This is a genomic window from Riemerella columbina, from assembly GCF_030517065.1.
In the GTDB taxonomy this organism is placed as follows: Bacteria; Bacteroidota; Bacteroidia; order Flavobacteriales; family Weeksellaceae; genus Riemerella; species Riemerella columbina_A.
In genome coordinates this window covers 522,111-540,235 of the sequence record NZ_CP103950.1, presented here as the reverse complement: position 1 = coordinate 540,235, position 18,125 = coordinate 522,111, and the positions used below count along the sequence as shown (strand labels likewise).

The window sequence follows — 18,125 nt, the reverse complement described above, 5'->3', positions numbered from 1 at the left end:
AAATAGCCATATAGACCAATGGAATTACCATAAGCAAAACAATGAATAGCACTGCTCATTTTTTATATTTTTGGTAATGATTTACAGACATCATTTTGAAAATCACATAAAACAAACCAAAGAGAGTCAACAGTAAAAATCGGTGCATCATCTCTGCGAGGCAGTATTGTATCGCTTCATTTTCTGGGGTAATCGGCACGATATAATTGGCGGAACTTGGATCCTTAAACAATACATGATTCAACAAATAAGTCACCACTGCCAATATTGGGGGTAAGAAAATCATCGCCTTAGAGCCCCACGCATCAGGCTCCAAGTCTATCCCAAAATGAGTTGGAATTTTCTTTGGTAACCGTGGATAAACCTTAATAGATGCTATGACCAAATAGGTTAAAATAGCGATATTGAGAATATCTAAAATCGTTAATATTATCATCATTATAATATCGATTTGATAAATCTGAGTTTATGCGTATGTTTGTTTTGCTCTTGATTGAAAATTCCGATAGAATCCAGCGCATCAATCCTAACTTTACCGTGGGCATGGATAATTTTTTGCTGGTCTAACATCAATCCCACATGGGTAATTTTACCTTCTTCATTTTCAAAAAATGCCAAATCTCCCGCCTGCGATTCCTCTATAAAATCCAAAACCCGACCTTCTTCCGCTTGCTGATAGGCATCGCGAGGGAGATTGATGCCGTGCACCTTATAAACCACTTGGATAAAACCACTGCAATCTATTCCAAAAAAACTACGCCCCCCCCACAGATAAGGCACATTGAGAAACTGCTCTGCCACCGTGGCTATCTGGCTTCGGAGGTTGTTGCTCTCCACAGAAATGGCATCATCTACCTGCAGCTCTGAGCCCATAGAAAGGAGCATCTGCTGTCCGTTTTCTAATGCACAGACCTTAAATGGCTGCTGCAATGGTTGCGTTTTCCGCTGCAGAAAAGCCTCTTCCGAAAGTGGGCGCAGTTGTTTCACATCTACCCAGCCCTCATAGCCATCTATATGCATTTTAATTTTTCGCCAATTGCCGTGCATTTCTATAATTTCCGCCGATTCTCCGTAGAGCATTTGGGTAACTATTTCGGCTTTATCAGAAGGCTCGGCACGCACAGGCACCACCGAAACTTGTGCTATTACTTTATCCATTATTTATTTTTTTCGGGCTAAATTTAAACCATCTCGCAAAGGTAAGATTAGATTTTCAAAATCACGATCTTGAGCCAACATTTCGTTGAGTTTTTTGATGTTTTGCGTTGATTTTTGCTTCGGTTGCTCTTCTAAAACCTTGCCATACCAAAGGACATTATCAAACATCAACACGCCACCAGAGTGCAATAGCGGCTTTACCAAAGTATAATAATTGGTGTAGTTTTCTTTATCCGCATCTATAAAAACCAAATCATAAACCGTTTCCGTTTTGGAGAGGTAGTCCATCGCGTTTTCTAACCTGAACTCTATCTGATGCTGATAAGGGCTTTCGTTAAAATATTTTTGAGGCAGATAGGCTAAATCTTCGTTGATGTCCAAAGTAACCAATCGCCCTGTGGGAGCCAAACCTTCGGCTAAGCAAAGCGTAGCGTAACCTGTAAAAGTTCCTATTTCTAAAATAGACTGCGGCATTAAAATTTTTGAAATGATGCTGAGCAACCGCCCTTGCTGATAGCCCGAAATCATATGGGGTTGCGTGGTTTTTTGGTAAGTCTCTCGCCTTAATCGCCTTAGAATATCGGGTTCTTGGGAGGCGTGGCGCTCTAAATATCTATCCATTTCGGGACATTGCTCTTCAAAAAAACTCATAAATTATGGGGTTTGAAAGTAACAAATATAAGGCATTTTTTTCAACTAAAAAACCCCGCAATAAGGCGAGCCCTGCGAGGTTTTCTATGATTGTAATCAGTAATTTATTTTTTAACTGGAGCGATGTCCATCAACTTCATAAACTCGTCTAATTTCGGCATAATAATGATTTCCGTTCTACGGTTTTCAGCACGCCCAGACACGCTCATATTGGTGGTTTTAGGATTGTACTCGCTGCGCCCACCTGCGGTAATTCTGGATGGATCTACGCCAAACTGCGTTTGTAAAATCTTAGCAACCGCCGTGGCTCTAAGCGCTGATAAATCCCAATTGTCCTTCGGCAAGTTAGAAGAGTTAAGCGGCACATTATCCGTGTTTCCTTCTATCAATACTGAATATTTATCGTAATCATTGATGACTTTGGCTACTTTTCCTAACACCTCTTGGGCAGCTGGTAATACATTGTAATCTCCTGATTTATAAAGCATTTTATCAGACAAAGAAATCATCACCACGCCTTTGAGCACCTTCACTTGTACATCTTGATCGGCAACATTATCCAATGAGCGTTTTAATTTATTAGAAAGTGCCAAGTTTAAGCTGTCGTTTCTGGCATTGGTGGAAATCAGTTGCTTGATGTAAGCATTAGAAGCGTTAATCTCGCCCACCAATTTATCAATATTGGCAGAAGATTTACCACTATTAGAAAGGCACGCATCTAAGGAAGATTTTAGCGCTTCATTTTGTTTGTTGAGGAGGTCATTTTGGCTGGAAAGTCCTGCATTGGCGGCTTTCAAATCCTGAATCTCCCGCTGGCGTTCTGCAGCACCCTCTAAACAGTTTTTATAGTTAAGGTTGAGTGCATCATATTGCTTCTGGCTGACACACGAAGCCATCGTTAAAGCCATTGCTCCTATGGCGAAAATCTTGGTCAATTTCATTTAAATCAGTTTTAAATTATTATTCTTTAAGACAAACAAAGATAACAAAATATCTGAAACCACCTTTTAATTTTAACGAAGATTAACAATTTTAGGGGAGATTATGAGATGAAAGGTACTAAAAAAGGAGGCTTGCACATCCGTTTTTCCAAAAAACCTTATCTTTGTACCAATGCTTTTGGAGGATATTTTTTTGAGGAATATAAAAGCCGTGATGCCACAGCCAGAGGTGGCTCGGTTTTTAGTGGCGGTGAGCGGCGGCGTGGATTCTATGTGTCTTCTTTACCTTTTTAAGAAATTCAATTTTGATATTGAAGTGGCGCATATCAACTATCATTTGAGGGGGCAAGATTCTATTGATGATGAACAACTGGTTGCAAAATTTTGCTCTGAAAACCAAATTCCGTTTCATCTTTACACCGTTACCGAACGCGACCAAAAGCCTGATGGCTCTATCCAAGTATGGGCAAGGACGCTGCGGTATCGTTTTTTTAGAGAGACCATGGCAGCGCGCCAACTGGACTACCTCTGCACGGCGCATCATCTGAACGATCAGCTGGAAACTTTCCTCATCAACCTATCGCGAGGCAGCGGCATCAAAGGTTTAGCCGGTATTCCTAACGATGAACACCACATCATTAGACCGCTTTTAGATTTCTGTAAATCAGAAATTTACGAATATGCCACACAGCATCAAATTCCTTATCGTGAGGATATTTCTAACCAAAAAAACGACTACCTCAGGAATTTTATCCGAAACGAAATTACGCCTCAATTACTCAAAACCAACACGCAATTTCTTCAAAATTTTAACAAAAGTCTCCATCTCCTTGGTGAAACTCAGGATTTTATCCAAAGCCAGGTGGCGGTCTTATTAGAACAACTGACTTTAAAACAAACCGAGACCGTGCGGATCCTCAACCGAGCTGCTTTCACCGAAACTTCGGAATTTCTACAATATCAAATCCTTAGTGCTTGGGGTTTCCGCGATAGAAAAGAGTACGCCAAATTTTTCAATGCTGAGACAGGGAAACGCTTTATTTCTGACTCTCACATCATTATTGTGAATAGAAATGAGTTGCTCATCACCAGCAAAAATGCCCTATCCGCCGAAAATGATGAAATTATTTTGGAGGTTACGGCGGCGCAACACATTCGGCTTAGCGACTACATCACGCTCCCCGAACCAATAAATTTAGACTGGTTTTTTGATGCACAAGCCCTCTCATTGCCATTAAAATTGAGGCAAAAAAAAGAGGGAGATTTCTTCTACCCCAAAGGGATGAAGGGCAAAAAAAAGCTATCCAAGTTTTTTAAAGACGAAAAATTGTCTATTTTAGCAAAATCAAAAATATGGCTTCTCTGCGATGCCGAAGACCGCATATTGGGCGTGATTCCCTTTCGGCAAGATGGCAGATGGGCTTATGAAAGCAATGATAAACAGAACATTAGAATTTTTTATAAGTAAAACAGTATGAAAATTAAGTCTTTTTTAGTCTTAATATGGACTTTGCTGAGTGTGAGTATTTTTGCACAAATTAAAGACCCCGTTAAGTTTAAATTCACCGTTAATGATTTAGGAAATCAACAATACGAAGCCATTCTCACCGCTACTCTTGAAAAAGATTGGCATATTTATTCCAAAGATTTACCAGAAGATAGCGGCATCCCTACGGAAATGAAAATTTCAGGCGATAATATTCAGCCTGTGGGGCAAGTGGTGGAAGTCGGCAAAAAGCACGATGAATTCTCAGAAGCTTTTGGCGCCAGAATTGTCTATTACTCTAACACCGTGGCTTTTAAGCAAAAATTTAAACTTAAAGATACCTCCAAAGCCTCTGATGTAGCGGCGGAAATCACTTATCAAACCTGTAACGATAGAATTTGCCTTGCACCAAATACCTTAGAATTTGAGCAAATTGTAAAGCCTCAAAATGCAGCGACAGAAACCACGCAAACGCCAGAAGCCACCACCGCTGAAACACCAGAAGAAGCCACGCCAACCACAAAAGAAACCGATACTATTTCATCAGAAGTTATGGCACCAGTTTCTCCCGAAGCCACGGCTCCCGCATTGCAAGAAGGTTTAAAAATCAGCACTTTAGACCCTAAAAATCCGTTAACAGATTGTGGCATTACCACCGAAGCGGAAAGTTCTAACCACTGGTGGATTTTAGTTTTAGGTTTTATTGGTGGGCTGATCGCATTGCTTACGCCGTGCGTATTTCCGATGATTCCGCTTACGGTTTCATTCTTTACCAAAGGGAGCGCCAACAAAGCCAAAGGCAAAAGAGATGCTCTAATTTATGGTTTCTTTATTTTAGCCATATTTGTGCTGTTGAGTGTGCCTTTTCATATTATTGATGGAATTTCTGGTAATATTTTCAACGATATTTCCACGAATGTATGGCTCAACTTAGCCTTTTTTGCGATATTCCTATTTTTTGCGCTTAGTTTTTTCGGTTATTATGATATTACCCTGCCGAGCTGGATTGCCAATAAATCTTCCAAAGCCGAAGATGCCGGCGGATATATTGGTATTTTCTTTATGGCACTCACTTTGGTGATTGTTTCATTCTCTTGTACAGGTCCTATTTTAGGGAGCTTGTTGGGGAGCGCCGTTTCTGGCTCTAACGATGTACCGATGTTGCTCACCTTCGCTTTGGCTGGCTTTGGCTTGGCTTGGGCGATTGTTTTTGGCGCATTGGCTTTATTCCCTCAAGCCTTACAATCTTTGCCAAAATCAGGCGGTTGGATGAACACTGTAAAAGTGGTTTTAGGCTTTATCGAACTCGCATTAGCGCTTAAATTTTTATCCAAAGCGGATTTAGTATCCAAAACTTTCCTCCTCAAAAGAGAACTTTTTGTAGGACTTTGGATTTTAATTGCGATAGGCTTAGTACTTTATTTATTTGGAAAAATAAGATTTCCACACGATGATAAAAACCCTAGAATCTCCACTACAAGAAAAATTTTAGGCGTCTTGGGCATCGGTTTTGTTATTTATCTTATCCAAGGGCTATTCCCATCAGAACGCCCTAAATTACAGCTCCTCAGCGGAATTTTGCCACCTATCAATGTGAGTTATTTCCACCAAGAGGAAGACGGCATTTTAGGAATGCATCCGCAGCATAATTATTTTGATGCCATAGCTTTGGCGCAAAAGGAACATAAACCTGTGCTGATTGACTTTACAGGTTATGGCTGTGAAAACTGTAGAAAAATGGAAGAGTTTGTATGGAGCGAGCCCGATATTCTGCCTCTTCTTCAGAACGAAGTGATTTTAGCTTCGCTCTATGTGGATGACAAAGAGGAACTCCCTGAAAAAGAACAAACTAAAATAGATATGGGCGGCGGACAAAAGAAAAAAATCAAAACCATCGGCGACCGCTGGAGTTTGTTTCAACAGGTTAATTTTAACAATAACTCGCAGCCGCACTATGTGCTGGTAACGCCCGAGGGCAAGGTGATCAACCGCCCTGTCTCTGGCTATATGCCGAAAGAAGATTTTAAACAATTTTTAGATTGCGGCATCCGTTGGTTTAAAAATCAACCTTAAATATTAAAAAAGAGCCTGCCTGCCAAAGAGGAATAGGCTCTTTTCTTTTTTATCAAACCGCCATTTTGGAGAGGTTTGGCACGATTTAATTTTAACGAAAACCATTCATCATTTAATTGATTATTAAAATGTTACATCACGAAATAGTTGGCAACGGCAGTCAGGTTTTAGTCCTTCTCCACGGTTTTATGGAAAGTACAAAAATTTGGGATTTTATGGAAGATTATCTTTCCGAAGCGTTTAAAATTGTAAAAATAGATTTGCCAGGTCACGGACAGTCACCGCTATACCACAGCACTAATACGATGGCTTTTATGGCGGAAGAAGTTAAAAAATGTACCGATAGTTTAGGGATTTCTCAATTTCATCTCTTGGGGCATTCTATGGGCGGTTATGTGAGTTTAGCCTTTGCAGAAAAATACCCTGAAAGCCTAAAAAGTTTGACCTTATTTTTCTCTACTTTCCTCCCTGATGATGAGGAGAAAAAGGAGCAAAGACGGAAAAGTTTTAGAATTATTTTAGAAAATTTTAAAGCCTATGTGAATGCTGGGATGCCTGCACTATTCAATCCGAGTGAGAAGGTTCAACTTCAAGATAAAATAGAAATAGCCACACAAATTGCCCTCAATACTTCGCCAGAAGGGGCTCTTGCTGCGGTAAAAGGAATGATAGAGCGAGAAAATACATGCGCTATTTTAGAACAATTGGAGGCTAAAATTATCCTTATTGCTGGGCAATATGACCAAGCCGTAAAAACAGAACAAACGCTAAAAGAGCTTCCACAAAGGGCTTCGGTGAAATCTTATGTTTTAGATTGTGGTCATAATGGGCATTGGGAAAAGCCTCAAATTTGTGCCGCCATTCTGAATGAAGAGTTGCTATAAATCAATGGCAACTCGGTGCAGCCTTGTGCTGGTGATGAGCAGGTGTGGTTTGATGGATTTGCAATGCTTCTTTTTTCGGTGAAATGTAGGGAATTCCAACCTCCATTCCCCTAAGAATCAGGAGACTACCTAAAACAAACATCATAAAAGGAACGGCTTTGAGGATTTTATTTCTCACTGCCATATTGAGCATACTGCCCAGCCAAACTGTTGCGAACATAAAAGGAAAAGTGCCCAAACCAAATAACACCATAAACCACGCGCCTTGCCACACACCACCTGCAGATAAAGAAGCGGTGAGCGCCATATAAACCATTCCACAAGGCAGAAGCCCATTGAGCATCCCTGTAAGAAAACGAGAAGAATAATCGGTTTTTGAGAGTAATTTCCCTAAGTTGATTTTCACTTTTAAAAGTAATGCCGTAAGCCACGGAATGCGTTGTGCAAAATCGCCAGAGTTAAAAGAGAAAAATGCCATCATCAGCAATAATACCCCCGCTATAATGGTGAGCCCACTTTGGAAACCTGCCAGCTGAAAGCCCTCGCCTACCAAGCCTAAAATACCGCCCAAAATAGCATAAGTGAAGATCCGCCCCAGTTGGTAAGTGGTATTTTGTAAATGAAAATGCAGCTGTTGGCTTTTAGACAAGCCTAATGACAGCGCAATGGGACCGCACATCCCTATACAGTGAAATCCTGTGGTAAATCCTAAAGTTAATGCCGCTAAAACGAGTGTTATTTCCATTCCAAATCGTAGTCTACTTGGTAGTCTTTGCCCTCTTTAGTCCACATCAGTTTAAGGATATAGCCGCCTTTTACCAAAACTTTATTAGGGATAATAAAGGCATTATGAGCATCTAAAGTGATGTCTTTTTTAACATCTAACCTCTGATCTTCTATGCGGTAGAGGATAAATTTCATCTTAGAGTTCTGGTTATTGATGTCTTTTGGAAATGTGATTTTTACGCCCTCTGGCAGTGCCTCGTATTGTGGAATTTCTTGTAAAGTTGCGGCGTTATTTTTAGCGTCTATTACGGTTTGATAAGCCAACTCGTCTTCGTAATAGTTATCAGAAACCAACTCCGAGTTTTGTTGTCCATGCGAGAACACAAAAATGAGATATAATATAAACAAAATAAACGATGCCAAAGCCACTACAACGCCGTGTCCCCAAGTGAATTTAAAATTTTTCATACGATGATTTGGTTAAAAATACGCTTCAATCAAAAGACTTCGTGATGCTAAAACTGCAACTTAAACTCGCCCTCAAAGTAGGTTTCGTAAGAGGTAATCAGGTTGCCTTTTTCATCATAAACCCCGATCACCAAGTTTTGTTTTTGATTTTTAATTTCAGATTTCGGGAAGCTGATATTGACCGTTCCCTTGATCATCTTGTCGCGTTTTAACGTGATTTTTGCGCCATCGCTATAAGTGATTTTACCGTGCTGAGGCTCTAAAACTTTAAAGGTAACCACGCGGTCTTTATTCGATTTATTGAGCAATGTATAGTTGTAGGTATTCACAATCTCATTACCACTGATGAAAAAAGTACTCCCCGGAGGTTTGATGAATTTGGCTTCCATAGCGCCTCGGCTGTAGAGCAATCCTCCTAAGAAAATCACCAACGCCGTAAGAAGCACCGTGTAAGCCTTCATTCTTGAAGTGAATTTGAATTTTCTGCCTTGTTCTATTTCATCTTCTGTAGCGTAACGGATGAGTCCTTTTGGCAAGCCTACTTTCTCCATTACCTCGTTACAAGCATCAATACAAGCGGTACAGTTGATGCACTCTAACTGTTGCCCATTTCTAATATCAATCCCTGTAGGACAAACCACCACGCACTGATTACAGTCTATACAATCGCCTTTGCCTTCGGCTTTTCGGTCTTCATTTTTACGCCATTTAGAGCGGTTTTCGCCTCGTTTAAAATCATAATAAACATTGATGGTTTGCTTGTCGATAAGCACACCTTGCAGCCTTCCGTAAGGGCAAACCAAAGTACATACCTGTTCTCTAAACCACGCAAAAACCAAGTAAAAAGCCCCTGTGAAGAGCAACATCACAATAAAATTGGTAGGATGCTCGGCAGGTCCTTCTTCCATAATTCGCAGCACCTCATCTTTGCCCACAATATACATAAACATAAAGTGGGTTACCACCAAAGAAATAACGGCATAGATGCTCCATTTGAGCAATCTTTTACGAATTTTCTCGGCATTCCAAGGTTGTTGGTCTAATTTGATTTGCTTATTTCTGTCGCCTTCTATCCAATATTCTATTTTTCGGAATACGCCTTCCATAAAGATGGTTTGAGGACAAATCCACCCGCAGAAAATTCTACCGAAAACCACCGTAAACACGATGATAAAGACAATAGAAGTCACGGCACCCAAAGCTAAGATATAGAAATCTTGCGGATAAAATGGCTGCCCAAAGATAAAGAATTCTCTATCTAAGATATTGATGAGTAGAAAAGGATTTCCATTGATGGTCACAAATGGAAGCGTAAAAAAAACGGCTAATAAAAAAATACTCACATAGTCCCTATAGTTGGTATACTTTCCTTTGGGCTTTCTTGGAAATACCCATTTGCGTTTCCCTGTGTTGTCCATTGTCCCCACAGAATCTCGGAAGGTTGTTGCCTCTATAACGGTACTCGGATTTTGTACTTTTTTATCAGCCATTTTATACTATTGTTCTTTATTTTCAGAAAATCTGAAAAAATAATGTTGATTTTATTTTTCCCAATTTACCAAATCACCTTGTGGTGCGGCACCACCTTGTGCTTGTGTAATTGGCGCTTGCTCTTGGTTAATGTGGTACACATAAGCGGCTACTTTTTCAATATCAAAGCCAGTAAGTACCCCATTTTTACCCCAAGCTTGCATGGTAGGGTTGTTAGGCGACCCATTTTCCACCATATGGAACACTTCTTTAAATAAAGTTTTTTCCGTGTGGTTAATCCAATATTTATCGGTAAGGTTAGGACCTATCCCTCCTTTACCACCATCACCGTGGCAAGAAACACAGTTGGTTTTGAAAATCTGCTCACCTTCGGCAATGTTATCTGCGGAATAAACTGCATTATCAATTGTTGGCGGCGGCGTGTCTTTCATCCACTGTTCTATGCTGGCAATTTGCTCTTTGTGCTCTACTTCGTACTCTTTGTCTGGGTGTGCAAAGTCTGTAAATGAGAAGGCCACCATATAAACTACCAAATAGATAAAACCTAAGTAGAATAAACCTACCCACCATTTTGGCAATTGGTTATCTAACTCCATAATGCCATCAAAACCGTGGTCTATCAAGATGTCTTTTTCTTCTTTTCCAGATTGTTTTTTGAAGGCACTATCCCACTGTCTTTTCCAGTAAGGGATTTTCTTCTCTGCTAAATACGCTTTTTTCTCTTCGTCAGAAAGTTTTGCAAACTTCTGATTTTCAATCAAATCACCGATAGCATTGTGGATTAACGCTAAGATGATACTGATCACTACCGTACCCCAAAAATAAGGCGATGCGATAAATGAAGTATTCTGTACGAACATATAGTACACTATAAACAAGATAGTCAAGATTACTATAATGTTCAAATAAACGGGCGTTCTTTGTTTCATAATATCTTTATTTTTAGAACTTATTCTGCTTTTCTTGATCATCTAAAGGAGCATTGGCTTCATCTTCGTAGTATTTTTTCGGCTTGCTCATCACATAGTAAACCACAAGACCAAAAAACAAGATGAATAATAACAGTGCTAATGTCTGATAAAAGCCTGTACCTTCTGAATTAGAGAGGATATCTTTAAAATTCTGTGGTATCATAATAATGCTCCTTTAGAGATGATTTATAATTATTTAATACTTGCGGTTTTAACATCCGTTGTCTTAATGTCTGTACCTAATCTCTGTAGGTAAGCAATTAAAGCCACGATTTCTCTCTTCTCAAGCGGTACAAACTCAGCGCCTTCTTTGGCTTTTCTTTCTTCAAAGGCTGTTTTCACATCGGCAGCTTCAGAATAAATTCTGCTCACGATGCCTTCCGCTTGGTGATCCATCCACGCATCTACGGTGTCTATCTCTGCTTTAGTATAAGGAACATCAAAGACATTCTTCATCAACTCTACTTTAGCTTTAGTCTGAGAGCGGTCTAAAGTATTCGCAATAAGCCATGGATATCTCGGCATAATAGAACCTGCAGAAGTAGCTCTTGGGTTAAGCATATGCTTGAAGTGCCAAGAATCTGGGTTTTTACCACCTTCTCTCTGTAAGTCTGGTCCTGTTCTCTTAGACCCCCAAAGGAATGGTCTATCATAAACGAACTCTCCAGCTTTAGAATATTGTCCATTTTTACCGTTAAATCTCACCACCTCATCACGGAATGGTCTAATCATCTGCGAGTGACAAGCGTTACAACCTTCTCTAATGTAGATATCTCTACCTTCTAATTCTAACGGAGTATAAGGTTTAACCGAAGAAATAGTTGGTACATTATCTTTCACAGTAAGCGTTGGTAAAATCTCTACCATACCTCCAATTGCCAATACTAAGAAAGACAATACAGTAAGGTAAAGTGGCATTCTTTCAATCCAAAGGTGTACAGATTCGCCTTGTTTTCTGGCATCACCGATTTTAGGTAATGCAGGGGCTTCCGCTGGTACTTCTTTTTGGAATGAACCTTTTCTCACGGTAGCAATAACATTCACCACCATTAAAATAGCTCCTGAAATATAGAATAAACCACCGATAAATCTCATCCAATAGTAAGGGATAATGGCAGTAACGGTATCTAACCAGTTTTTGTAAACCAAAGTTCCATCTGGGTTAAATTGTTTCCACATTAAACCTTGGGTAAATCCAGCGATGTATAATGGCACCGCATAGAAGATAATCCCTAATGTACCCAACCAGAAGTGCCAGTTGGCTAATTTAACAGACCATAGTTTGGTTCTCCACATAATTGGCACTAAGTAGTAAATCATACCGAACGCCATAAAGCCGTTCCAACCTAAGGCACCAATGTGTACGTGACCAATAACCCAGTCTGTAAAGTGTCCAATTTTATTTAAAGTTTTAGTGGCTAATAATGGACCTTCAAAGGTTGCCATACCATAGCAAGTTACCGCCACAACAAAGAATTTCAAAATAGGATTTTCTCTCACCTTATCCCAAGCCCCTCTTAAGGTAAGAAGACCGTTGAGCATCCCCCCCCAAGATGGTGCAATCAATGCGATAGAGAACCCTGTTCCTAAAGCTTGTGCCCAAGCTGGCAGTGAGGTATATTGTAAGTGGTGAGGTCCAGCCCAGATATAAACAAAGATCAAAGACCAGAAGTGAATAATAGATAATTTGTAAGAGAATACTGGTCTATCTGCCGCTTTCGGTAAGAAGTAATACATCAAACCTAATACTGGCGTTGTAAGGAAGAACGCCACAGCATTGTGTCCATACCACCATTGTACCAAGGCATCTTTCACCCCTGCATAAGCGGAATAAGACTTCCAACCGGTAAAGGTTAATGGCACCTCTAAGTTATTGAAGACATGGAGCATGGTAATCCCCACCCAAGTCCCAATGTAGAACCATATGGCTACATAAAGGTGTCTTACTCTTCTCTTCGCGATGGTTCCGAACATATTGATACCAAAGATAATCCAAACCACAGCGATTAAGATATCAATTGGCCACTCGTGTTCGGCATATTCCTTAGAGGTGTTAATCCCCATAAAGAAAGTAATCACGACTGAAACAATCATAATCTGCCATCCCCAGAAGTTAATCCAAGAAAGTGTATCGCTATACATTCTTGTTTTTAACAACCTCGGCAGCGAGTAATAAACGCCCGCAAAAATGGCATTACCTACAAAGGCAAAAATAACTGCACTGGTGTGTAGCATTCTGATTCTACCAAACCCGAAAGCCCCTTGGGTATTGATGAGCCCTTGTAAATCACCACTCTTTAAACTGGCGATGGTAGGGTCATCGGTACCGAATAAAAACTCTGGGAGTTCTGGATAGAAAAGCATAAGTGCCGCTGTAAGCCCCAACAAAAATCCAACTATACCAAAGGTAATAGTGGCGTAGAGGAAAGCACGCACAATGCTGTTGTCATAACTAAACTTTTGTGTTTCCATATTAACTAATCACTTTTATTATTTTCTTCTTCTTGTTCCTGTGTAGGTTCTTTAATTTCATCATCTAACAAGATGCGTACTGCTGGAGATTCATCATCTTCAAACTGCCCTCGCTTAGCGCCGATAATAAAAATTATCAGAAAAATAACCGCCAACGAGACGCTGCATATCACCATTAAATAGATTATCTCCATCAGACCACAAAGGTAAAACTAAATTGCCCTCAAAATTAAGGAAATTATACTGACTTAAATCAGAAAGTGTTAAATTTTGTTAATTTATAACCTTTCTAAATAAGACTTTTTTATCTAAAATCAATGCCGTTTGAAGTATTTTAGGCTTAATAACCAAGTAGATACGGAGGTAAAAACCACTACACTAATAGAACTCAGCGGCATCAGAATGGCAGCCACCAGCGGCGATAAATGTCCCGTTACCGCAAAGCCCAAGCCTACGATATTGTACAAAATACTAATCACAAAAGTGAGTTTAACCACACTAATGGCTGCTTGGCTCATCGCTAAATCATCTGGGATAAAATCCATATTTTTTCCGTCCATAATCACATCCGAAGATGGCGTAAAAGCATTGGTATCATCCGCCACGGCAATCCCCACATTGCTCTGTTTAAGCGCGCCCGCATCATTAAGCCCATCGCCGAGCATCGCTACTATTTTACCTTGATTTTGTAAAGATTGAATGTACTCCAGCTTCTCCTCTGGTGATTGGTTGAACCGCAGCGCTACCGCTTGGGGAATAATTCGTTTCAAAGTTGCTTCTTCGGAAGCATTATCCCCACTCAAAATATGGATTTCATATTGAGATAAGCGCTGACACATCTCCGCAAGCCCTGCCCTATACTCATTTCTAAAAATATAACGCCCTAAAAACACCTCATCTTTACTAATGAACACCGCCGTCTCCAAACCCGCCGATGCTGTTCCCACAAACCGTGCCGAGCCGATCTTATAAAGATGCCCCCGAACTTTGGCTTGGTAGCCTTGCCCTGCCGTTTCTTGAAAATTGGAAATCGGGAAATAATCATCAGTAATAGTAATGAAGTCGTAGAGGTATTTAGACAACGGATGGTTGGAATTCTTTAATAAAGTTTTGATATTTTTTAAATCAAACTCTTTTAAAGCGGTGCCTTCATAAGTGATATTGGACTTCTTATTATAAGTAATGGTTCCTGTTTTATCAAAAACCAAAGTATTGACTTTCGCTAAGCGCTCTATGGTAAGGGCATCTTTTACATAAAACTTCTTCCGCCCTAAAATCCGCATCATATGCCCAAAGGCAAACGGCGCCGAAAGTGCCAGCGCACACGGACACGCCACAATGAGCACTGCCGAAACCACTTGGAACACTTTATCTGAATCTGCCCAATACCAATAACTCCCCGCCACCAAAGTAATCCCCAAAATGATGAATGTAAAATATCGGCTGATGTAATTGGTTAAGCTGTCCAGCCCTGTGTCCTTCTGCCGAAAGGCTTCCTTGTTCCACAATTGCGTTAGGTAGCTTTGGTTCACTGTTTTTATCACTTCCAGCTCCAGTGCGGTGCCTTGTTGCCTTGCCCCTGCATAAATTTTGTCGCCAGGCTTTTTAGGTATGGTGGCAGATTCTCCCGTGATGAAGCTGTTATCAATATTCCCCTCCCCGCTGATTAAAATGGCATCCACAGGGATAATTTCTTGGTTTCTTACCAAAATACGGTCGCCCACTTGGATTTCTGAAAGGAGAATGTTCTTTTGTTCCTTATTAAAATCAATCTTGGTAACGGCTATCGGATAGAACGATTTATAATCTCGGTCATAAGATAAGGCGGTGTAGGTTCGTTTTTGGAAAAATTTACCCAAAAGCATAAAGAATAACAACCCACAGAGGGTATCAAAATAGCCTGGACCGTAATCTGTGGTCACCTCATAAACACTCCGCCCAAAAAGCACCAAAATCCCGAGGACAATAGGCACATCAATATTCACGATTTTATGCTTAAGGCCATACCACGCCGATTTATAATAATCCGATGCCGAATAAACCACCACAGGAATGGACAACAACAGCGTTAGAAATCTAAAAAACGGCGCCAACTCGTTAATCCAATAGTCGTTTTCTTTGGTGATCCAAGAAAAGTATTCTGGGAGGGCAAACATCATCGCATTTCCGAAGGCAAACCCCGCTATGGACAACTTAATCACCAGATCTCGCTCCCCAGTGCGGTCTATTTCTTTCTTCTCGGTGGTCTCTAAGTTGATCACGGGCTTATAGCCTAAATCCGCTAAGAAGTAAGCCAGCTCGCTGAGCTTCAATTGATGATGATTGAAGGATATTTGCAAGGTCTTTTGTGTAAAGTTAGCCTGCGAGTATCTAATTTCTGGGTGTAATTCCTTTAAACTTTCTAAAAGCCAAATACAAGAGGAACAGTGGATCACAGGAATTTTAAAGGTAACCAGCGTAGAATTACCCTCGGAGAAGTCCACAATTTTATCAAAAATCTCAGGCGTATCTAAATAATCAAACTGTGTGGTGCCATCTGCATTAGGGCGCACGCCCGCTTTCTTATTTAGGCTATAGAAATTGTCCATTTTATGCAAGATAAGTATCTCATACACAGACTTACAGCCATTACAACAGAAGACTTTATCATCAAAAGAAATCCGTTCCTTTTCTATAGATTGTCCACAGTGAAAGCAAGTTTCTGACATTACACATTGGGTTTAATGCACAAAAATATGATAAAAAACTTTGTCCTACACATTAAAAAATAGTATTTTTGCTGATAAATATCACGCTATGTCGGTTGAGAAACAATTAGAAATCGAGAAAAAGTTCCAAGAAGTTTTTAATGATGAGTTTTTCCAAAACCATCTAAATTCCGAAGATTATCATAAATATCTTAAGTCTAAGAAAATCCTAAACTTTGCCAAAGGTGATGTTCTTTTTGATGATGGCGAGCCTCCTAAGGGCGTTTATTTCATAGAGAAAGGGAATGCCAAACTTTCTAAATCTGGCGTTTATGGCAAAGACCAAATCCTTAGAATTATTAAGAAAGGCGATATTATAGGCTACCGCTCCTTGCTCTGCAACGAGAATTTTCAAGCCAAAGCCGAAGCGATGACCGATCTGAAAGTCGCTTTTGTCCCTTCCGAGGTCTTCCTCCAACTTTTGGAAGCCGATTCCAGACTTTCTTTTATGATGCTCCAGAAAATTGCGTATGAACTGGGCGAATCTTCTAACACCATTACCTTCTTAGCGCAGAAAACCGTCCGCGAAAGACTGGCAGAAATCCTACTTCTTTTAGAATTGAAAATCGGGACGGACCCCGAGGGCTTCATTAAAATCTCTCTAACGCGCGAGGAAATCGCGAACTTGATTGGTACGGCTACCGAGAGCGCTATTAGACTCATCTCCGAGTTTAAAAACGACCACCTAATCGAGGTTGAGGGCAGAAATATTAAAATTATTAACCACGATAAACTTAAAAAATTAGGGCATGTGTTGCTCTAAGCCTTTTTAATTTCCATTTTTTCATTTTTTATTCCTATTAAGACAAAAATAACGATGTCTGTACATTCCGATATTAAAAAAATAACCACCGAGACGCTCCGCCAAATGAAGTTTCGGAAGGAAAAAATCACTATGCTTACCGCTTATGACTTCACTACGGCTAAAATGGTGGATGCGGGCGGTGTAGATGCCATTTTGGTGGGTGATTCCGCCGCCAATGTGATGGCTGGGCACGAAACAACGCTGCCTATTACCTTAGACCAGATGATCTACCACGCACAGTCGGTGATCCGTGGGGTTCAGCGGGCATTGGTGGTGGTGGATTTGCCATTTGGAACTTACCAGAGTAATGCCGACAAAGCGCTGGAGTCTGCCATCAGAATTATGAAGGAAGCCGAAGCCCACGCCATCAAATTAGAGGGTGGCGAGGAGGTTGCCAAGTCCATCAAGAAGATTGTGCACGCGGGGATCCCTGTTATGGGGCATTTGGGGCTTACGCCGCAGTCCATCTATCAGTTCGGGACCTATAAGGTGAGGGCTAAAGAGGAAGCGGAGGCTGAAAAACTCATCCGCGATGCTCAATTGCTGGAAGAGTTGGGCTGTTTTGCTTTGGTTTTGGAAAAAATCCCTGCGGCACTGGCTCAAACGGTGTCTGAGAAGGTCAATATCCCAACGATAGGCATTGGCGCGGGGGCTGGCTGCGATGGTCAGGTGCTGGTTTATCAAGATATGGTGGGAATGAACCAAGGTTTCTCGCCGAAGTTCCTCCGCCGCTACTTAGACCTCTACAATGAAATCACGGGGGCGGTGGCTCAGTATGTGCAGGATGTAAAAACGCAAAATTTCCCTAACGAAAGTGAGAGTTACTAAGTTATTACGCCTATTTTTAGGGTTATTCCTTACCTTTTTTAGGTTATTCCGCTCTAAAAATGCATTGTTTTAATAAAAGAAACGATTATTTTTATGAATAAGAAGATTGTTTTAAAGAACTTACAGCTTATTTTTTCAGTTTTAACTTTAATTTGCTTGGTTATCGGTTGGGTTAAGCCGTTCTCGGAGGCGGTTAATGACTTGTTGCGTAACCAAGTTTTCTATATTTTTATGGGCATCACCTTTATGCTCGTTGGGTTGCAGTACAAGAAGCCTTTGCTAAGGTATTGGATTGTTATTTCTGGTGTTTTGGTGGTGGTTGGGAAGCTGTTGCCTTCGGTTCCGTACCTTACGGCGGTGGGATTGCTGTGCTGCATTATTCCTTCTTTCATTTTTAGAAATAAAACGCATCAAATTTAGTTGA

General features: G+C 40.5%; 18 protein-coding genes. 6 read left to right on the top strand and 12 right to left on the bottom strand.

Going from position 1 to position 18,125, the window contains the following annotated elements; genetic code table 11:
• Window positions 1-55 precede the first annotated feature (55 nt).
• The 4 genes from NYR17_RS02555 to NYR17_RS02540 all read right to left on the bottom strand — a co-directional run bounded on the left by NYR17_RS02555 (window position 56) and on the right by NYR17_RS02540 (window position 2,750).
• On the bottom strand, window positions 56-439 hold the full coding sequence (locus tag NYR17_RS02555; RefSeq protein WP_302506192.1) for a DUF1648 domain-containing protein: 384 nt from the start codon (window positions 437-439) through the stop codon (window positions 56-58).
• Window positions 439-1,158, bottom strand: a complete 720-nt coding sequence (locus NYR17_RS02550; protein ID WP_302506191.1) for a C40 family peptidase — start codon at window positions 1,156-1,158, stop codon at window positions 439-441. The genes NYR17_RS02555 and NYR17_RS02550 overlap by 1 nt, the downstream gene beginning before the upstream one ends.
• A 3-nt stretch (window positions 1,159-1,161) precedes the next feature.
• On the bottom strand, window positions 1,162-1,809 hold the full coding sequence (locus NYR17_RS02545) for an O-methyltransferase (RefSeq protein WP_302506190.1): 648 nt from the start codon (window positions 1,807-1,809) through the stop codon (window positions 1,162-1,164).
• A gap of 104 nt (window positions 1,810-1,913) precedes the next feature.
• Window positions 1,914-2,750 (bottom strand): OmpA family protein, encoded by an 837-nt coding sequence (locus tag NYR17_RS02540; RefSeq protein ID WP_302506189.1) that lies wholly within the window; start codon window positions 2,748-2,750, stop codon window positions 1,914-1,916.
• A gap of 172 nt (window positions 2,751-2,922) precedes the next feature.
• Between NYR17_RS02540 and tilS the strand changes: the two genes are divergently transcribed.
• The 3 genes from tilS (at window position 2,923) to NYR17_RS02525 (ending at window position 7,193) form a co-directional block, all read left to right on the top strand.
• Complete coding sequence (gene tilS / locus NYR17_RS02535) at window positions 2,923-4,218, top strand: tRNA lysidine(34) synthetase TilS (RefSeq protein WP_302506186.1); 1,296 nt, start codon at window positions 2,923-2,925, stop codon at window positions 4,216-4,218.
• A 6-nt stretch (window positions 4,219-4,224) separates the two neighbouring features.
• Complete coding sequence (locus tag NYR17_RS02530; protein WP_302506185.1) at window positions 4,225-6,309, top strand: protein-disulfide reductase DsbD family protein; 2,085 nt, start codon at window positions 4,225-4,227, stop codon at window positions 6,307-6,309.
• A gap of 128 nt (window positions 6,310-6,437) precedes the next feature.
• Window positions 6,438-7,193, top strand: a complete 756-nt coding sequence (locus NYR17_RS02525; RefSeq protein WP_302506183.1) for an alpha/beta fold hydrolase — start codon at window positions 6,438-6,440, stop codon at window positions 7,191-7,193.
• A 1-nt stretch (window position 7,194) separates the two neighbouring features.
• Here NYR17_RS02525 and NYR17_RS02520 read toward each other — a convergent pair whose 3' ends face one another.
• From NYR17_RS02520 to NYR17_RS02485, 8 genes are all read right to left on the bottom strand, one after another.
• Window positions 7,195-7,938, bottom strand: a complete 744-nt coding sequence (locus NYR17_RS02520; RefSeq protein ID WP_302506182.1) for a sulfite exporter TauE/SafE family protein — start codon at window positions 7,936-7,938, stop codon at window positions 7,195-7,197.
• A complete protein-coding gene (locus NYR17_RS02515; RefSeq protein WP_302506181.1) occupies window positions 7,929-8,387 on the bottom strand; it encodes a FixH family protein in 459 nt (152 codons plus the stop codon). Before NYR17_RS02515 ends, NYR17_RS02520 begins: the two co-directional genes overlap by 10 nt.
• A 47-nt stretch (window positions 8,388-8,434) precedes the next feature.
• Window positions 8,435-9,877: a cytochrome c oxidase accessory protein CcoG gene (gene ccoG / locus NYR17_RS02510; RefSeq protein WP_302506179.1), complete on the bottom strand. Its 1,443-nt coding sequence runs from the start codon at window positions 9,875-9,877 to the stop codon at window positions 8,435-8,437.
• A 51-nt stretch (window positions 9,878-9,928) separates the two neighbouring features.
• Window positions 9,929-10,807, bottom strand: coding sequence for a cbb3-type cytochrome c oxidase N-terminal domain-containing protein (locus NYR17_RS02505; RefSeq protein ID WP_302506178.1), 879 nt, complete (start codon window positions 10,805-10,807; stop codon window positions 9,929-9,931).
• A gap of 13 nt (window positions 10,808-10,820) precedes the next feature.
• Window positions 10,821-11,012 carry a CcoQ/FixQ family Cbb3-type cytochrome c oxidase assembly chaperone gene (locus NYR17_RS02500; protein ID WP_302506177.1) on the bottom strand — a complete coding sequence of 64 codons (192 nt, stop codon included), beginning with the start codon at window positions 11,010-11,012 and terminating at the stop codon, window positions 10,821-10,823.
• Window positions 11,013-11,041: 29 nt separating this feature from the next.
• Entirely contained in the window at window positions 11,042-13,321 is a 2,280-nt protein-coding gene (gene ccoN, locus NYR17_RS02495; RefSeq protein WP_302506176.1) for a cytochrome-c oxidase, cbb3-type subunit I, read from the bottom strand.
• A 5-nt stretch (window positions 13,322-13,326) separates the two neighbouring features.
• The gene (gene ccoS, locus NYR17_RS02490; protein ID WP_302506175.1) at window positions 13,327-13,515 is read right to left on the bottom strand and encodes a cbb3-type cytochrome oxidase assembly protein CcoS; all 189 of its coding nucleotides are present in this window, start codon (window positions 13,513-13,515) and stop codon (window positions 13,327-13,329) included.
• Window positions 13,516-13,635: 120 nt separating this feature from the next.
• Window positions 13,636-16,029 (bottom strand): heavy metal translocating P-type ATPase, encoded by a 2,394-nt coding sequence (locus NYR17_RS02485; protein ID WP_302506174.1) that lies wholly within the window; start codon window positions 16,027-16,029, stop codon window positions 13,636-13,638.
• A gap of 88 nt (window positions 16,030-16,117) precedes the next feature.
• Between NYR17_RS02485 and NYR17_RS02480 the strand changes: the two genes are divergently transcribed.
• The 3 genes from NYR17_RS02480 (at window position 16,118) to NYR17_RS02470 (ending at window position 18,121) form a co-directional block, all read left to right on the top strand.
• A complete protein-coding gene (locus tag NYR17_RS02480; RefSeq protein WP_302506173.1) occupies window positions 16,118-16,831 on the top strand; it encodes a Crp/Fnr family transcriptional regulator in 714 nt (237 codons plus the stop codon).
• A gap of 54 nt (window positions 16,832-16,885) precedes the next feature.
• Window positions 16,886-17,701: a 3-methyl-2-oxobutanoate hydroxymethyltransferase gene (gene panB / locus NYR17_RS02475; RefSeq protein WP_302506170.1), complete on the top strand. Its 816-nt coding sequence runs from the start codon at window positions 16,886-16,888 to the stop codon at window positions 17,699-17,701.
• A gap of 93 nt (window positions 17,702-17,794) precedes the next feature.
• Entirely contained in the window at window positions 17,795-18,121 is a 327-nt protein-coding gene (locus NYR17_RS02470) for a hypothetical protein (RefSeq protein ID WP_302506169.1), read from the top strand.
• Window positions 18,122-18,125: the final 4 nt, after the last annotated feature.

What these genes read in the sequence shown, in the direction of transcription:
- NYR17_RS02505 (WP_302506178.1), bottom strand. Translation starts at nt 10,807, where the DNA reads ATGAAACAAAGAACGCCCGTTTATTTGAACATTATAGTAATCTTGACT.
- tilS (WP_302506186.1), top strand. Translation starts at nt 2,923, where the DNA reads ATGCTTTTGGAGGATATTTTTTTGAGGAATATAAAAGCCGTGATGCCA.
- ccoG (WP_302506179.1), bottom strand. Translation starts at nt 9,877, where the DNA reads ATGGCTGATAAAAAAGTACAAAATCCGAGTACCGTTATAGAGGCAACA.
- NYR17_RS02545 (WP_302506190.1), bottom strand. Translation starts at nt 1,809, where the DNA reads ATGAGTTTTTTTGAAGAGCAATGTCCCGAAATGGATAGATATTTAGAG.
- NYR17_RS02485 (WP_302506174.1), bottom strand. Translation starts at nt 16,029, where the DNA reads ATGTCAGAAACTTGCTTTCACTGTGGACAATCTATAGAAAAGGAACGG.
- NYR17_RS02525 (WP_302506183.1), top strand. Translation starts at nt 6,438, where the DNA reads ATGTTACATCACGAAATAGTTGGCAACGGCAGTCAGGTTTTAGTCCTT.
- NYR17_RS02500 (WP_302506177.1), bottom strand. Translation starts at nt 11,012, where the DNA reads ATGATACCACAGAATTTTAAAGATATCCTCTCTAATTCAGAAGGTACA.
- NYR17_RS02470 (WP_302506169.1), top strand. Translation starts at nt 17,795, where the DNA reads ATGAATAAGAAGATTGTTTTAAAGAACTTACAGCTTATTTTTTCAGTT.
- panB (WP_302506170.1), top strand. Translation starts at nt 16,886, where the DNA reads ATGTCTGTACATTCCGATATTAAAAAAATAACCACCGAGACGCTCCGC.
- NYR17_RS02520 (WP_302506182.1), bottom strand. Translation starts at nt 7,938, where the DNA reads ATGGAAATAACACTCGTTTTAGCGGCATTAACTTTAGGATTTACCACA.
- NYR17_RS02540 (WP_302506189.1), bottom strand. Translation starts at nt 2,750, where the DNA reads ATGAAATTGACCAAGATTTTCGCCATAGGAGCAATGGCTTTAACGATG.
- ccoN (WP_302506176.1), bottom strand. Translation starts at nt 13,321, where the DNA reads ATGGAAACACAAAAGTTTAGTTATGACAACAGCATTGTGCGTGCTTTC.
- ccoS (WP_302506175.1), bottom strand. Translation starts at nt 13,515, where the DNA reads ATGGAGATAATCTATTTAATGGTGATATGCAGCGTCTCGTTGGCGGTT.
- NYR17_RS02480 (WP_302506173.1), top strand. Translation starts at nt 16,118, where the DNA reads ATGTCGGTTGAGAAACAATTAGAAATCGAGAAAAAGTTCCAAGAAGTT.
- NYR17_RS02550 (WP_302506191.1), bottom strand. Translation starts at nt 1,158, where the DNA reads ATGGATAAAGTAATAGCACAAGTTTCGGTGGTGCCTGTGCGTGCCGAG.
- NYR17_RS02555 (WP_302506192.1), bottom strand. Translation starts at nt 439, where the DNA reads ATGATGATAATATTAACGATTTTAGATATTCTCAATATCGCTATTTTA.
- NYR17_RS02515 (WP_302506181.1), bottom strand. Translation starts at nt 8,387, where the DNA reads ATGAAAAATTTTAAATTCACTTGGGGACACGGCGTTGTAGTGGCTTTG.
- NYR17_RS02530 (WP_302506185.1), top strand. Translation starts at nt 4,225, where the DNA reads ATGAAAATTAAGTCTTTTTTAGTCTTAATATGGACTTTGCTGAGTGTG.